Source organism: Olleya sp. HaHaR_3_96 (assembly GCF_019278545.1).
Lineage (GTDB): Bacteria > Bacteroidota > Bacteroidia > Flavobacteriales > Flavobacteriaceae > Olleya.
This window is the reverse complement of the sequence record NZ_CP058987.1, coordinates 1381964-1398863: the sequence shown is the minus strand read 5'-3', so window position 1 is coordinate 1398863 and position 16900 is coordinate 1381964. Positions and strand designations below refer to the sequence as shown.

Genomic DNA, 16900 nt, shown 5'->3' with positions numbered 1-16900 from the left:
AAGCGTACTTAATAGAAAAATGTTAAAAAGAAATATGCCAATTACAAATAGTAATTAGTTTTGAGTTATCTATCCAATAGAGCGATTAATGAATCGACTATTAAGTAGAATTTAGCACCTTCTTAGTAAGTCTAAGGGTTGCTAAGGCTTCGATGGGTCTATCCCTCCGCCTTTCTTGATAACATTACGGAAACTTTTAAATTAAAAACTTCCTTTTCAGTAAGATATTGAACTTTGTATAGGCAAATATTGCAAAATATATTATTCACAAACAAGTAAAACAGAATATTTTTCCAATAAATTACAAAATATTTAACATAACAGAATTTAAATCTATTAAATACGCTTTAAGCAAAAATATATTCCGTTAAAAACACAAAAGGCAAGCTTGATACTTTCAAGCTTGCCTTTTTATATAAAATCAAAACCTCTATATTACATTTTATGCTGAATTACGACTGGCGTTAATATTTCCAAATAACGAACGTGTTACTAGTTTTTCATAAACTGCAATTAGTTCTGTATCCTTTTCATCGGCTTTTTCTAATTCTTGAATTTGCTTTAAAGCGAATTGTTGGATGGTTAATAATGGCAACACAATAGATTCTCTAACTTTAATCGATGCTTTTCCTGAAGGCTCTTCCTCCATCAATTCTGTATAACCCGTAAGTTTTAAAATTAGACGTTTTGTTGTTTTATACTCTGTATAAATCACATTCCAAAAGGCGCCATATTCAGGATCGTCGCTCATATACTTAGTCAAATCAAAAAAGGATTTTGACAAAGACATCATACTGTTTTCTATTAATGTTTTAAAGAAACTGGACGTCTGAAATAATTTTTGTGCTTTTTCGAATTCGCCAGCATCTTCATAATGTTTCAAAGCTGTACCGACACCGAAAAATCCTGGGACATTCTGTTTTAATTGACTCCAAGACCCAACAAACGGTATCGCTCTTAAATCTTCAAACACTAAACCTTCTGCCTTCCCTCGTTTTGATGGTCGACTTCCAATATTAGTTTTCGCATAATATTTTAAGGTACTCATATGTTCTAAATACGATATAAACTTGGGATGATTTTTAAAATCGACATAAGCCTCATAACTAAGCTTTGCAAGATTATCCATCACCACTCTATTTTCCGGAATCATACGTAAATCTGTATCACTTAAACTATTATAAATTCCGGAACTAATTAACTGCTCTAAGTTATATTGTGACGAATCTAACGTACCAAAATTAGAACTAATGGTTTGTCCTTGGATCGTTAACTGTACTTCTTTATCCTCAATCGTTGGTCCTAAAGACGCATAAAAATTATGTGTTTTTCCGCCTCCACGTGCAGGTGGTCCACCACGCCCATCAAAAAAGATCACAGTAACATCATATTTTCTAGAAATAGCTGTTAAACGCTCTTTTGCTTTATAAATAGCCCAATTAGCCATTAAATAACCCCCATCTTTTGTCCCATCACTAAACCCTAACATGATTGTTTGTTTATTTCCTCTGGCTTTTAAATGTTTAGCATAAGCAGGATTAGTATACAACTCTTCCATTACTAAATGTGCATTTTCTAAATCTGTAATAGTTTCGAAAAGCGGTCCAACATCCACAGTTAAATTATCCTGAAAAGCAACCAATTTAAGCATAGCAAACAATTGCATGACGTGTAAAGTGGTTTGGTTATTACTTATGATATAGCGGTTTGCTGCCAACTCTCCATTAGTCTCTTGAATGGACTTTAAAGCTTTTATAGTATTAAGTGCCTTTAGTGTTTCTTCGTCTTTAATTAAAGACAGGTCGACTGTCCCTTTTACTTCAGATAAAAGTTTGACTTGCTCCTTTTCTGGTAACTCATGATAATTACTAGGAATATCTTTACTTCCATTTTCTATCATAGAATCCACCATCGTTGTAAATATTGAGTGATGCACTCTACTATCTTGTCGTATGTCTAAACTTGAAAAATGAAATCCAAACAAATGTAACTTATTTAACAAACTGGTAATCTCCGTAACATATAAAGACTGATGTTTATCAATTATAATTTGTCTAATTTCTTTTAATTCTGAAACAAAACCTTCTAAAGTAATACTCGATTTTTCGTTAAGAATCTTTTTATATAATTCGCTTTCTATTTTAGAAACACGTGCTTCTACCCCTTGAAAAGTCAGTTTACGTTTTAACTTTCTTATATCTTTATGGTAATTTTTTATAATAGTTTCATGCAACCTTCTGGCTACTTTTACCGTAATTTCTGGTGTTACAAACGGATTACCATCTCTATCTCCTCCTGGCCAAAATCCAATATTAATAATTTCGTTGTCTATATGTTGACCATCAAAAATATTTTGTTGGATGTAATCGTAAATTGTTCCGAAAGAATCATAAAACACATTTTCTAAATACCATATTAAACTAACTGCCTCATCATAAGGTGTTGGTTTTTCATGCTTAAAAAATGGTGTTTTCCCTAGCTGAGCCAACAAATCGTTGATTCTCAATAGATCGTTTTGTTTTACCGCCTCTGTTAAATCTGTAATGATTCCTAAAACTGCTCCAGGATAAAATTGTGTTGGATGGGCGGTTAGTACAATCCTAACTTTAAATTCTTCCAAATACTCACGTAATTTATCCAGTTTACCTTCCGCAGCAGCGCTCTCTTTTAAACTACGAAGCGTACCGATCCCATCCATATTATTCACAATGGGGAATGCCGCATCTTCTATAGCATCAAATAATACCACTTGGCGTTCTATATATTGAATAAAACGGAATAATAAATCTATTTTACTTTTATCAGAACGTCTTGCTTGATATTTTTTAAAAAAAGTATCGACAATCACGGTCGGGTTATCTCCACCATCAAATCCGTTTTTACAGGTTTCATGAAACAAAGGAAGTAATACGCCTGTTTTCGTAATAGTATCAAAAGGAAGTGTCATAAAAATACCATTATATATTTGATATTTAGACAATACATTTTGATTAAAACGTGTTAATTTAGGTTGTAAAGACATGACTTTAGTTTAGTTTATTTAATTTATAAAGTTAACTAACAATCGCTTAAGACAATCTTAAAAGTCACGATTTTACAGATAATCATACTAAATCGTTTTCTTAATAAGAAATACATAATTTAAAAGTCGAATACTGATATTTACTCAGTATTGAATATTGGTTCAAATTAATGAATTAACTATTTTTAACTTTAAGTAACCTAAGAAACTACTTTATTTTCTTACTTTTGCAGCTCAATAAATTTAAGAGGACGGATTTGACTGATTGCAACCTCATTAAAAAATGCTAAAGGCAGTGTAAACTTCCTTAGACGCTTTCGTCAAATCTATTATATACATTTTAAAAAACAAATATGGCGTATTTATTTACATCAGAGAGTGTGTCTGAAGGACACCCAGACAAAGTAGCAGATCAAATTAGTGATGCTCTAATAGACAATTTTTTAGCGTTTGACAAAGACAGTAAAGTAGCTTGCGAAACATTAGTAACCACTGGACAAGTGGTATTAGCAGGTGAAGTTAAATCTAATACCTATTTAGACGTACAAAAAATAGCAAGAGATACTATAAACAAAATTGGCTATACAAAAAGCGAATACATGTTTGATGGTAATTCTTGTGGTGTGTTTAGTGCAATACATGAACAATCGGACGATATAAATCGTGGTGTTGATCGTGACAGTAAAGAAGAGCAAGGCGCAGGTGACCAAGGAATGATGTTTGGTTATGCCACTCGTGAAACTGAAAACTACATGCCTTTAGCTTTAGATTTATCTCATAAAATCTTAATTGAATTAGCTGAGTTACGTCGTGAAAACAAAGACATCACTTACTTAAGACCTGACTCTAAAAGTCAAGTTACTATTGAATATAGTGATGATAATACACCACAACGTATTGATGCCATTGTAGTGTCTACACAGCATGATGATTTTGATGCTGTCGATGACGTAATGCTATCTAAAATTAGAAAAGACATTGTTGACATATTAATACCAAGAGTAGTTGCTAAGTTACCTGAAACTATTCAAGGGTTATTTAATGACGACATCAAATACCATATTAACCCAACAGGAAAGTTTGTAATAGGTGGACCACATGGAGATACAGGATTAACAGGTCGTAAGATTATTGTTGATACTTACGGAGGAAAAGGCGCCCATGGTGGTGGTGCTTTCTCAGGTAAAGACCCAAGTAAAGTGGATAGAAGTGCTGCATATGCAACACGACATATTGCTAAAAACTTAGTTGCGGCAGGTGTTGCTGATGAAGTGTTAGTACAAGTATCTTATGCTATTGGAGTTGTAGAACCAATGGGGATTTTTGTAGACACATACGGAACTTGCCCATTTAATATGACTGATGGAGAGATTGCTAATAAAATATCTAAAATATTTGACATGCGTCCATCTGCTATTGAAGACCGTTTAAAATTACGTAATCCAATGTATAGCGAAACTGCTGCATACGGACATATGGGAAGACAAAACGAAACTGTATCTAAAACATTTTCAAGACCAAATGGAGGAGACATCACTTTAGATGTTGAATTATTTACTTGGGAAAAATTAGACTACGTAGATAAAGTAAAAGCTGAGTTTGGATTATAATACCTTCTCCTTTTTAATATAAAAAAAGCCTCTCAAATATTTGAGAGGCTTTTTTATTTAATACTGTGCTTTCCATTTAATTGGTAAATGCACTATTTTTTTTGTTTCAAAAAAGTCTTCTTCAAAGTAATCTGAAATATTATAAATCTTAGCCGTTTGATAATTTTGCAACTCCTCCGATAAATCACCACCTTTAAGATATATAATTCCGTTTTTTAATTCGTTTTGTTGCGATTTAGCCACTTTTCCTTTGATCCAATGTACAAACGTTGGCATAGCAGCAACAGCACGGCTAATAATAAAATCGTAAGTTTCTTTTATATCTTCTACTCTACTATGCGTCACTTTTACATTTTGCAGTTCTAAACCAGCAACAACATCTCTAACTACGTTTAGCTTTTTATTAATACTATCCACTAAATGAAATTCGCATTCTGGAAACAAAATAGCCAAAGGCACACCAGGAAATCCGCCACCAGTACCAACATCCATCAAAGAACTTCCATCCTTAAACTGAATTACTTTAGCAATAGCAATAGAATGCAATACATGACGTAGATACAACTCGTCAATATCTTTTCTCGATACCACATTTATTTTTAGATTCCAATCTTGATACAACGCTTCTAGCTTAGTAAACTGCTCTATTTGCAAAGGTGTTAAATCAGGAAAATACTTTAAAATCAGCTCCATAGTCTTTTATAATTTTCGGCAAAAATATACATTTTAACACAAAAAAGGGAGCTTCTGTTTTGCTTAATTAATTATCTTTGTAATAAATATTATTTAACGTTTTTTTACGTTAGAATAAAAAGAATACAATTACAATGACAAAGCAAACAGTAACATTCTCACGAATAGACTCTGCAAAATTTTTCAAAACACTTAATAAACGTGTTAACAATTATTTTAAAGAAAACAATATTAAAAAAACAGGAAACTGGAAATTATACATTAAAACAGTAGTAATGTTTACCTTATTACTAGGCCCTCTAGTGTTATTATTAACTCTTGATTTACCAACTTGGCTTCAAATTATATCCGTAATGGTTATAGGAATTGGAATGGCTGGTGTAGGTATGAATGTGATGCACGACGCTAATCACGGCTCTTTTTCTAGTAAAAAATGGGTTAACAGATTAATGGGAAGTAGCATACATATTTTAGCTGGTAACGATTACAACTGGAAAGTACAACACAACGTATTGCATCATACGTATACAAATATTCAAGGTCATGATGAGGACATTGATGCTGGACGTATTATCCGTTTTTCTAAACATTCTAAATGGTTAAAGATTCATCAATATCAGAAATATTATGCTTTTTTACTATATGGTTTATTAACTGTAAACTGGGCAATTACAACAGATTTTAAACAGACTTATAATTACTTAAAGAGAAATTTATCTTACGGTGATTTCCCTAAACCAGCAACACAGTGGACTAAACTAATTATTGGTAAAATATTATATTATGCTATTTGGGTGGTTTTACCAATAGCATTAGGATATGCTTGGTGGCAAGTATTAATAGGCTTTTTCATCATGCACTATACTGCAGGAATCATATTAAGCGTTGTTTTTCAATTAGCACATGTTATGCCTAATACTGACACACCAATACCAGATAAAGATGGTAACATGAAAAACACTTGGGCTATTCATCAATTATTTACTACTTCTAACTTCTCGCCTAAAAGCTGGTTAGTAGAATTTTATACTGGAGGTTTGAACAGACAAGTAGAACATCATTTATTTGCAAATATTAGTCATGTCCACTACAAGCACATAGCAAAAATCGTAAAAGATACTGCTCATGAGTTTAGCTTACCATACAACGAATACAACACAATGTGGAAAGCTATAGGAGAACACTACAGACAACTAAAAGTATTAGGTCAAAAACCTAATTTAGCTTAATTAATTTTCGCATTACAAAACAACACAAACACTTATGAGCCAACCATTATCTGACCGCATTTTAAACATGTCCACTTCTGCCACTTTAGCTATGGCAGCAAAAGCACGAGAGCTTAGAGGTGAAGGCAAAGATATTATTGGATTAAGTTTAGGAGAGCCAGACTTTAATACACCAGATTTCATTAAAGATGCAGCCATCCAAGCAATTAATGACAACTACAATTCTTACTCCCCAGTTGATGGTTATGTAGAATTAAAAGAAGCTGTCATTACTAAATTTAAACGTGATAATAACTTAACCTATACTTTACCACAAATAGTAGTGTCTACAGGCGCTAAACAAAGTTTAGCAAATATAGCTGCTGTTATGCTAAACAAAGGTGACGAGGTTATTTTACCATGTCCTTATTGGGTTAGTTATTCCGATATCGTAAAGCTTAGCGAAGGAGTACCTGTAGAAGTACAAACAAGTATTGATACAGACTTCAAAATGACACCTGCACAGTTAGAAGCGGCTATTACTCCAAAAACAAAAATGGTTTGGTTTAGCAGTCCTTGTAATCCAAGTGGGTCATTATATAGCAAAGCTGAATTAGAAGCTCTAGCTGTCGTTTTAAAGCAACATCCAAATATATACGTTGTTTCCGATGAGATTTATGAGCACATCAATTACACTGGAAAACCACATGCAAGTATGGCTGGAATTGATGGTATGTTTAACAACACCATTACAGTAAACGGAGTCTCTAAAGCATTTGCTATGACGGGCTGGCGTATTGGCTACATTGGTGCTCCAGATTGGATTGCACGTGCCTGTAACAAAATGCAAGGTCAAATTACTAGTGGCGCAAATTGCATTGCACAACGTGCTGTAATCACAGCTTTAAATGCAGACCCTAGTGTTGTTAAATTTATGATTGACGAGTTTAAAGTACGTCGTGATTTAGTTCTTGATTTACTGAGTAACATTGAAGGTTTTCAAACTAACACACCAGAAGGTGCTTTTTACGTTTTTCCAGACGTATCTTACTTTTTCGGAAAGACTTTCAGAGGAAAAACAATACATAATGCTACCGATTTCTCACTATACCTATTAGAAGAAGCATTGGTTGCTACCGTAACCGGAGACGCCTTTGGAAACTCTAATTGTATTAGAATAAGTTATGCAGCATCGCAGAAAGAAATTATAGAAGCAATTAAAAGAATTAAAGAAGTGGTTAGCTAATTAACCCTATTACATAAATAAAAAGCTTCACATGTGTGAAGCTTTTTTTATGCTAAATAAACAGATAAATAAAGGTATAAATTAAAACCATCATAACTACACCTAGAAAAACAACCTGCTTAATTCGTCTTTCCTTTTGTTCCTTTTGAAGTTTCTTACGTAATAGTAAAATATCCTTTTCTGAAATTTCAGGTAAATTATACGCTGTTTTCTCGGTAGAATTACTCACAAAACTAAAAGACTTCTCTCTTCGTTTTCTTAGCATACTTCTATTACTTTTCAAAGACTGATTCGCAGCCATCATTGCACCTTCCCCTCCCATAATCTTAAATATTAGTCTGAATGATTTCAGAAATTAAACACTAATAATCTTTTAACGGCTGAATACGCTTCAACCACCTTAAAATTATTCCATAAAAAAAGCTGCTTTACATATAAGTAGCAGCTTTTTATAAAATGTTACATTCTTTTACAAAGAAATAACAAAAGACTAATTGAAATTATATAATAGCGAGAAGCGTTAAACCTATAAACAAGAACACTTTAAGAGACGTTGCAACAATACTACATGTTCTATTATATGTCCAACTTTTTAAATGTTGCTTTCTACTAAATAATGAGTTAGTTTTTAAATTTTTAAAATTCTGTTTTACAATAGATTTGTAATTAGAATTCAAAATTCCTGAATAGTTAATAACTGAATCTTGCTTAAATGATTGTGTGTTGATTGATGCATTCATAATGGTTGATGTGTTGGTTATATAATAAAGACGAGTCAATCTGTAAAATGTTACAGTTCAACACAAAACAACACTAAAAAACAGCATTTTATCTATTTCTCCAAAAGAAAGGCGTCAGCAAAATAAGCACTGTAAACAGCTCTAATCTACCAATTAACATTAAAAAACTACACCACCATTTACCAATTGCTGGTAAAGCTGCATAATTATTAACTGGACCAAATTGCCCCAAGGCAGGCCCCACGTTTCCTAAACTTGATGCTGCAATCCCTACAGAAGATTCAAAATTAATACCCATCATTGAGAAACCAAGCGCTCCAATAATAAAGGAAATCATGTATAATATAAAAAAGCCTAGAATATTAAATACAATCTCTTTTGAGATTGCTTTTTTATTATATCTCACCGGTATAATTGCGTTAGGATGTAATGTTCTTTTAAACTCCAAAAATCCATTTTTAATTAACACCATATGACGCACTACTTTAACACCTCCCGACGTACTACCCGCTGATCCCCCTAAAAACATTAAGCCGAAGAAGAGTACTACTAAAAAAGGCGTCCATAAGGTATAATCCGCAGTCACAAACCCCGTAGTTGTTATTACCGATATAACCTGAAATAAAGCATGTCTAAAAGCACTTTCTCCTGCTCCCCAAACCATTGGATGATCAATAGACGATGCCGTTAAATCTGCTTTAAAATAAATAATTAAAGCTGACACAATTGTAAATATAGCCACAAACTTAAAGTAGAGTTTAAACTCTTCATCCTGAATCACTTTCTGCACCTTCCCTTTAAAAGCAAAATAACTTAACACGAAGTTTGACCCTGCTAAAAACATGAAAAAGATAATAATATACTGTATTATTGGTTTATTATTCCAATAGGCAACACTTGCATTTTTAGTAGAAAAACCTCCTGTAGACAGTGTACACATCGAGTGATTTATAGCATCAAAAAAGCTCATTCCAGCGACATTAAGCAAAATGGTCTCTACTGCTGTGTATCCAAAATAGATTAGCCACAAGCGCTTTGCTGTATCCGTAATACGTGGATGTAATTTGTCCGCACTTGGTCCTGGTGCTTCTGCAGCAAACAACTGCATTCCACCAATACCTAAAAGAGGAAGTATTGCCACCGCCAATACAATAATACCCATACCACCAATCCAATGGGTTAAACTCCTCCAAAACAAAACCCCTTTTGGAACAATTTCAATATCATTTAAAATAGAAGCCCCCGTTGTTGTAAAACCAGACATGGTTTCAAAAAAGGCATTTGTAAAACTTGGAATAGCGCCTGTAGCTAAATAGGGTATTGCACCGGATAAAGACATAACAATCCATCCAAAAGACACCACAATATATCCCTCACGTTTGTTTAATTCTTTATTATGATCCCGATGATTAAACATCCCAAAAAGTCCAAAACTCAATACTCCGAAACCAGATAAAAATAGTTCAAGCGTTACATTATCTTGATAAATAAGACTCACTAATGCTGACAACAGTATAAAACCACCATTAAACACTAATAATAATCCGAAAAAATAAAATATTATTTTGTAGTTAAGACGTAAACGCTTTCTCATTATAAAAATAATTTTTCAACCTCTTTTATAGATCTTGGCAAACAGCACACCACGATATAATCGCCTTCTTCAATTCTAAAACCTCCCAACGCAATTAAACCTTCGCCGTTTCTAATAACGCCACCAACAATAGCTGATCTAGGAAATTTAACGTCTTTTATTAATTTATTACAAATCCTTGATGTAGACTTAACCCTAAACTCTAACAACTCGGCATTCATATTGTTAAGCTTAGTCATTGCCACAACCTCACCTTTACGGATGTATCTAAATATATTATTTGCAGCTAGAAGTTTCTTATTAATCAACGTATCAATACCGATAGATTGGGATAATTCAAAATAATCCATATTTTCAACCAATGCTATCGTCTTCTTTACGCCTTTGGATTTAGCCATCAAGCAAGACATGATGTTAGTTTCAGAATTACCAGTCACAGAAATAAAAGCATCCATATCGCTAATATTTTCTTCTTCTAATAATTCGACGTTTCTACCATCTCCATTTATAACTAATACTTTTGGTAAATCATCTGCTAAATCAAAAGCAATCTCTTTATTGTTTTCAATTAATTTGACGTTAAAACCATTAGCAGATAAGTCTCTTCCCGTTTTATAACCAATTTTACTTCCCCCCAAAATCATAACATCCTTTACAGGCGTATTCATTTTACCAGTCATTTTACACAACTCTTCGCCACCACCTGCACAGGTTATAAATACCGCATTATCGCCTTCTCTAAATTCCGTATCTCCCCTAGGTATAATTGTATACTGTGTTCCAAAACGTTGAATTGCAATGGGCACAAAATGTATTTCAGAAAACAACTCTGCTGCTTCTTTTACCGTTTTTCCAACAAATCCAGCTGTTCTTGATAATTTAAGACTAACCATGGTTAACGCACCATCTTCAAATTCGTAACTATCTTTAAAAGCAGATTGGTTTAGAAGCAATTCAATCTCTGCTGCCGCCAAACTTTCTGGAGAAATAAGTTCATCAATACCAAATCTGGTAAATCCGACCTCATCCTTATGTGTAATAAATTCAGTATTTGATATCCTAGCAATCGTACGTTTTGCGCCTAATTGTTTTGCCAAAACACAAACCGTAATATTTGTAGTCTCCGATGCTGTCACACCAATTAACAAATCCGCTCTGTCTATTTTTGCTTCTTTCAAAATAGCAATAGATGTCGCATCACCTTTTAAGACTTTGATATCTAAATGGTTATCTGCATAAGACAAACTGTCTCTATCTGTATCAATAAGTGTTATTTCTTGAGACTCGTAAGACAATAATTTTGCTAAATGAAATCCTACTTCACCAGCTCCAGCAATAATTATTTTCATATATATTTAATAAAGGGAATGCAAAGGTAATTAATTTAAATATTTAAGGCTCAATTATTTATTCTTTTGAAGTTTTATAGACTATAATGAATGCATTATCTTTGTAAAAAAATTGATTTTGGCAAAAGTAAACCCATACAAAAATAGCGACTTAGGTAAGAAAGAACAAGTCACCAAAATGTTTGATACCATTTCTGGAGAATATGACGGTCTAAACCGAGTAATTTCTTTTGGTATTGATATCAAATGGCGTAAAAAAGTCGTCGCCTTAGTAAAAGCAACTAACCCTAAAAACATTTTAGACATTGCCACAGGAACTGGTGATTTAGCAATTAACCTAGCCGAAACCAGTGCTGAAAAGATAATAGGATTAGATATTAGTAGCGGAATGCTAGAGGTTGGTAAACAGAAAATAAAAACCAAAAAATTAGATCAAAAAATTGATATGGTCATTGGTGATTCTGAGAACATGCCCTTTGATGATAGTACGTTTGATGCCATTACTGTAGCTTTTGGCGTTCGTAATTTTGAAACTTTAGAAAACGGATTAAAAGATATTTTACGCGTGTTAAAACCAGGCGGTATTTTCGTGATTCTTGAAACGTCTGTTCCAACCAAATTCCCTTTTAAACAAGGCTATAAGTTTCATTCTAAAGTTATTTTACCTACAGTAGGAAAATTGTTTTCAAAAGATAAAACAGCTTATAAATACTTAAGCGAAAGTGCTAACGCATTTCCTTACGGAGAAGCGTTGAACAATATTTTACGTAATATTGGGTTTATTAATGTTACAGATATGCCTCAAACATTTGGTGTAGCTACAATTTACAAAGCATCAAAACAATAATGAATACAAAACCTATTTACGTTTTACTGTTTACACTATTTGCTGTAACAGCCTCTCAAGCACAACTTTTTTCTAAAGAAAAAATCAGAAATTTAGAATCTGTAGACAAAGCCACTATCAGCTGGGGATACTATTTAGGTTTTAATAATTTAGATTTTAAATTTGATTATAACAGTAATATTGGTGACATCCAAACAGAAAGCACAACAGGTTTTAATGTTGGTCTTTTAGGAAATTTTCGTATTAATGATTACTTAGATTTACGACTGGAGCCCGGCTTGGTAATTTCTCAACGTAACTTACTATATCAAGAAAACTATTTTGCCGATTTTGATGACGATATTTCAGACTCAGATCTGCTACGTGAAATAAAATCTACATATGTTTATTTCCCTCTATTACTAAAAATCTCAACAAAACGTGTTAATAATTTCAAGCCATTTGTTTTAGCCGGAGTATCTGCTGCTATTAACCTATCTAGTAACGAGAAAAATCCTGATGACAATTCCTCTGGAGATTTTAGAATGGTAAAAAATATGCAGTTTTTCGAACTCGGTTTTGGTATAGATTTCTATTTAGACCGTTTTAAGTTTACACCATCTATCAGAGGTGTTTTTGCCATGAAAGATGAACTTATTAGAGATGAAGACCCAAATAGTCCTTGGACGGGTAACATCAGTCAAATGCAAACGCGTGGTGTTTTTATTAACTTTACTGTACAGTAACGCCTACTACAACAATTCAATTATTCTTCTTAAAACATGCATTGCTGACAAATAGTAACAATATGCTATTGGAATATTCAAGAGTATAAGTATTACACTAAATTTAACACCTTTTTTATCTTCACTTTTAGGATATTGTAAAACCAACTTACTTAAAAACACACTATTTATTAAAACTGCTGCAAAAAGGAAAATAACGCCCAAAATCATAAACATTGTGTTTTCGGAGAAATAAAACAACAAAAAAAGTATTGACCCAAACACAAAAGACAACAAAGCCACTAATCGACTTGTTTTCACAATTCCTGTTTCATCCTTTAATGCTTTCATCACAAATCAAGTCTATCCTCTTCTAAATTCACTTAATAATATTGCTCCTGCAGTAGCGACGTTTAAACTTTCGGTTGCTTGAAGCTCTCCAAATCTTGGAATACTTATCTTATCTGTCACACAGCCTTCAATAGCTTTCGAGATACCATTAGCTTCGTTTCCTAAAACTAAAACGCCTTCATTAGGCATCGTTGTTTGGTACACATTTCTCCCTTCCATAAAAGCACCAAAAACAGGTAAAGTTACACCTTTTAAATACTGCTCTAAATCTGTATAGTATATCTTAACTCTAGTTAACGACCCCATAGTAGCCTGTACTACTTTTGGATTGTAACAATCTACGGTTTCTAAACTACAAACCAATTGTTTAACACCAAACCAATCACATAATCTAATAATGGTTCCTAAATTACCAGGATCACGGACACTATCCAACGCTAAAATTAAGCCATCAGCACTTAACGCAACAGTTTCTGGGATTCTAAAAATAGCTAATGCGGTATTTGCATTAGTTAAACAACTAATTTTTTGCAACTCTTTCTCAGAGATAATAGTTTCGTTTTCTACATTAAACGTTTCTGTTGTAAACAACTCTAATAATTGAAAAGTAGAGTTTAAAAACTCTTTAATTACTTTTCCACCTTCAGCAATAAACAAACCATCTTGTTGTCTGTATTTTTTTTGCTTTAAACGCGTTATATTTTTAATTTGATTTTTAGAAATCACTAGTAAATTATTATTTTTTTATAAAGAAAACGAAAAAAATGCAGTTACCATTTGTCTGTTTCTATTTATTTAAAATTTGTTTGTACAATAAATAGTGTATTTTTGGATATTATGCTTGTTTTAGGCATCATATTTGTTACAATCGTTGGTATTATTAAACAATTCATTTGAAAAATCTCCAGTTTAAAATAGTCGTTTTATTAGTTCTAACACTACTAATTAGTGGGTGTGACACCGTAAAACGTGTTGCCGATAATCAGCAGCTTTTAACAAAGAACACATTAACTATAAATAACCAAAAAGTAGCCAATGATACTATCTCTAATTTATTGTATCAAAAACCAAACACAACAATACCGCTACCTTTTACAAGCATACCATTAAGACTTTATTTATACAATACGGCACGTCCTAATATTGACTCCATCCTTAACGCTGAGTATTACAGTCAGCCAGAAAAAATGGAGCGCAAATCACGATTTTTATCTAGAAAACAGTTAAACAAGCGATTAGAGTCTAAAGCAAACTTTAACAAATGGATAAAACGTACTGGAGAAGCACCGGTAATCGTAGATACTGTTCTTGCCAACAAATCTATTACACGCATACAAAACTATTATAAAGTTAATGGTTGGTTTAACGCAGAAGCAGATTATAAAGTTATTAATGAAGGGAACAAAAAAGCAAGTATTGACTACAATATAGCAACCGGAGAAGCTTATAAATTAGACACCTTATATTCTAAAATTGGTTCGCCAGAAGTGGAAAAAATTTATAATCAACATAAAGAGAACAGTTTATTAAAATCTGGAGAGCAATACCGCATCTCTAAAATATATAGTGAAGAGGATCGAATTGTTGATTTAATGCGTGACAATGGTGTGTATCACTTTAGTCAAGATTATATAAGCTTTGTTGGGGACAGTATTTTGGGGAATCACAAAATAAATATTGAAACCATAATTGAAGACAGACTAATTAGAGAAGAGGACGTTTCAAGACGTGAAAAATTTAAAGTGTATAACGTAAAAGACGTTAACATCTACACCAACAACTCTTTTAAGGACAGAAACCAATCTATCACAGACACCACCACTTATGATGGTTACAATATTTATAGCGTAGGTAAACTTAAATACAAACCTAGAGCTTTGACTAATGCTGTTTTTATTGCACCAAACACCATTTTTAAAGACAACAACAGACCTTTAACGTCCAGAAAAATCAGTGATTTACGTACCTTTAAATACCCAAACATAGATTACCTAGAAAATCCTGACACAACACTTACTGCTAATATTTATTTAACACCTTTACAAAAATTTGAGTTAGAATTTAGTACAGAAGCGCTACAAAGTAACATACAGACTATAGGTTTCAGTATAAGTCCAAGCTTATTAATAAGAAATGTATTTAACGCAGCAGAAACCTTAGAGATTTCAGGGTTTACCTCTATTGGTGCTTCCAAAGACAGTAATGATAATAATGACCAGTTTTTTGATATCAACGAACTGGGTATAAACTTTAAATTAACTATTCCTAGACTATTTTCTCCATTTAATACAGAGAAGATCATACCAAAATACATGTTCCCTAACACCAGTTTAACAGCTGCAACTTCTAGTCAAACAAATATTGGTTTAGACAAGCAAACCTTTACAGGTGCTTTTAATTATAAATGGTATCCAGATAGCAAAGTCACTAATAAGTTAGACCTGTTTAATATTCAGTTTGTAAAAAACTTAAATACGGCCAATTACTTTAATGTTTACACCAACTCTTACGACTCTCTAAATGATATTGCACAGACCAGTGGCTATATAAGTTCTACAGAAGATTTGAGAATACCATCTGGAGCTGACACATTTTTAAACCTAGTGGATTCTGGAACATACAACAGCATACTATCCGAAGATGATTTAGATTCCGCCAACGCCATTAACGAAAGAAAGCAGAGACTAACCGAAGACAATCTTATTTTCGCAACCAACTTTAGCTATACTAAAGATCGCAGAGATAATTTAGCAGACGAAGACTTTTCTATATTTAGTGCACGTTTAGAATTAGCAGGTAATCTATTTTCTGCTACCTCAAAAATATTGGGTTTAGAAAAAAATGAAGATGGTAAATACGAAATGTTTAACGTTGCATTTTCGCAATACGTAAAAACAGAACTGAACTACATCAAGCATTGGAGTTTAGGTTACAAAAATGTTTTAGCAATACGCACCTTTTTTGGTATTGCAATACCATACGGCAACTCAACAAATATTCCTTTTACAAAAAGTTTTTTTGCAGGAGGTGCTAATGATAATCGTGCGTGGTCAGCATATAGTCTTGGACCAGGAAGTTTAAATTCTAGCGACGAATTTAATGAAGCCAACCTAAAAGTCGCTTTAAGCGCTGAGCATCGTTTTAATCTGTTTGGTCCTTTAAATGGCGCCTTCTTTGTGGACGCAGGAAATATCTGGAATGTGTTGGATGATATTACTCAAGAAGAGGCAACCTTCTCCGGTTTAGATTCTTTAAAAGACATTGCAGTAGGCTCAGGATTTGGTTTACGATATGACTTTAACTTTTTTGTCTTACGTGGCGATATTGGATTTAAAACCTATGATCCACAATACTCATTAGGTAATCGTTGGTTTAATGATTATAACTTTTCAAATGCCGTTTACAACATCGGTATCAACTATCCATTCTAATAAAAATAAGCCTTTTAGCTAAAACGTTTGCGTTGTTTTATCTCTAAATCCTCACAAAATTTAGCATTTTTTAGTACTTTTGAACTTATACAAAATCATCTAAAA

13 protein-coding genes and 1 riboswitch are annotated in these 16900 nt (G+C 32.9%); of the genes, 6 read left to right on the top strand and 7 right to left on the bottom strand.

Annotated elements, in window-relative coordinates:
• Positions 1-62: 62 nt before the first annotated feature.
• Positions 63-185: riboswitch (SAM riboswitch) on the bottom strand.
• A gap of 257 nt (positions 186-442) precedes the next feature.
• Positions 443-3022 carry a phosphoenolpyruvate carboxylase gene (locus H0I26_RS06025; RefSeq protein WP_218701448.1) on the bottom strand — a complete coding sequence of 860 codons (2580 nt, stop codon included), beginning with the start codon at positions 3020-3022 and terminating at the stop codon, positions 443-445.
• 353 nt (positions 3023-3375) lie between these two features.
• Between H0I26_RS06025 and metK the strand changes: the two genes are divergently transcribed.
• Complete coding sequence (gene metK, locus H0I26_RS06020; protein WP_218701447.1) at positions 3376-4632, top strand: methionine adenosyltransferase; 1257 nt, start codon at positions 3376-3378, stop codon at positions 4630-4632.
• Between the two features lie 57 nt (positions 4633-4689).
• On the opposite strand, the gene rsmG is transcribed toward metK, so the two are convergent.
• Positions 4690-5325 carry a 16S rRNA (guanine(527)-N(7))-methyltransferase RsmG gene (rsmG, locus tag H0I26_RS06015; RefSeq protein ID WP_218701446.1) on the bottom strand — a complete coding sequence of 212 codons (636 nt, stop codon included), beginning with the start codon at positions 5323-5325 and terminating at the stop codon, positions 4690-4692.
• A gap of 134 nt (positions 5326-5459) precedes the next feature.
• On the opposite strand from rsmG, the gene H0I26_RS06010 reads away from it, so the two are divergent.
• Both H0I26_RS06010 and H0I26_RS06005 read left to right on the top strand, forming a co-directional pair.
• Positions 5460-6554: a fatty acid desaturase family protein gene (locus H0I26_RS06010; protein WP_101016875.1), complete on the top strand. Its 1095-nt coding sequence runs from the start codon at positions 5460-5462 to the stop codon at positions 6552-6554.
• A 34-nt stretch (positions 6555-6588) separates the two neighbouring features.
• Complete coding sequence (locus H0I26_RS06005) at positions 6589-7779, top strand: pyridoxal phosphate-dependent aminotransferase (protein WP_218701445.1); 1191 nt, start codon at positions 6589-6591, stop codon at positions 7777-7779.
• Positions 7780-7831: 52 nt separating this feature from the next.
• Here the strand turns inward: H0I26_RS06005 and H0I26_RS06000 are convergent, their stop codons facing one another.
• The 4 genes from H0I26_RS06000 to trkA form a co-directional block, all read right to left on the bottom strand.
• Positions 7832-8101 carry a hypothetical protein gene (locus tag H0I26_RS06000; protein WP_218701444.1) on the bottom strand — a complete coding sequence of 90 codons (270 nt, stop codon included), beginning with the start codon at positions 8099-8101 and terminating at the stop codon, positions 7832-7834.
• Between the two features lie 178 nt (positions 8102-8279).
• Positions 8280-8519: a hypothetical protein gene (locus H0I26_RS05995; RefSeq protein ID WP_218701443.1), complete on the bottom strand. Its 240-nt coding sequence runs from the start codon at positions 8517-8519 to the stop codon at positions 8280-8282.
• A gap of 88 nt (positions 8520-8607) precedes the next feature.
• Positions 8608-10113 (bottom strand): TrkH family potassium uptake protein, encoded by a 1506-nt coding sequence (locus tag H0I26_RS05990; protein ID WP_218701442.1) that lies wholly within the window; start codon positions 10111-10113, stop codon positions 8608-8610.
• Positions 10113-11462: a Trk system potassium transporter TrkA gene (gene trkA, locus H0I26_RS05985; protein WP_218701441.1), complete on the bottom strand. Its 1350-nt coding sequence runs from the start codon at positions 11460-11462 to the stop codon at positions 10113-10115. Before trkA ends, H0I26_RS05990 begins: the two co-directional genes overlap by 1 nt.
• A gap of 118 nt (positions 11463-11580) precedes the next feature.
• Between trkA and ubiE the strand changes: the two genes are divergently transcribed.
• Entirely contained in the window at positions 11581-12309 is a 729-nt protein-coding gene (ubiE, locus tag H0I26_RS05980; RefSeq protein ID WP_218701440.1) for a bifunctional demethylmenaquinone methyltransferase/2-methoxy-6-polyprenyl-1,4-benzoquinol methylase UbiE, read from the top strand.
• Positions 12309-13034, top strand: a complete 726-nt coding sequence (locus tag H0I26_RS05975) for a porin family protein (RefSeq protein WP_218701439.1) — start codon at positions 12309-12311, stop codon at positions 13032-13034. The genes ubiE and H0I26_RS05975 overlap by 1 nt, the downstream gene beginning before the upstream one ends.
• A gap of 342 nt (positions 13035-13376) precedes the next feature.
• On the opposite strand, the gene H0I26_RS05970 is transcribed toward H0I26_RS05975, so the two are convergent.
• Positions 13377-14090, bottom strand: coding sequence for a TrmH family RNA methyltransferase (locus H0I26_RS05970; protein WP_218701438.1), 714 nt, complete (start codon positions 14088-14090; stop codon positions 13377-13379).
• A 167-nt stretch (positions 14091-14257) separates the two neighbouring features.
• On the opposite strand from H0I26_RS05970, the gene H0I26_RS05965 reads away from it, so the two are divergent.
• On the top strand, positions 14258-16795 hold the full coding sequence (locus H0I26_RS05965; protein WP_218701437.1) for a BamA/TamA family outer membrane protein: 2538 nt from the start codon (positions 14258-14260) through the stop codon (positions 16793-16795).
• The last annotated feature ends 105 nt before the right edge of the window (positions 16796-16900 follow it).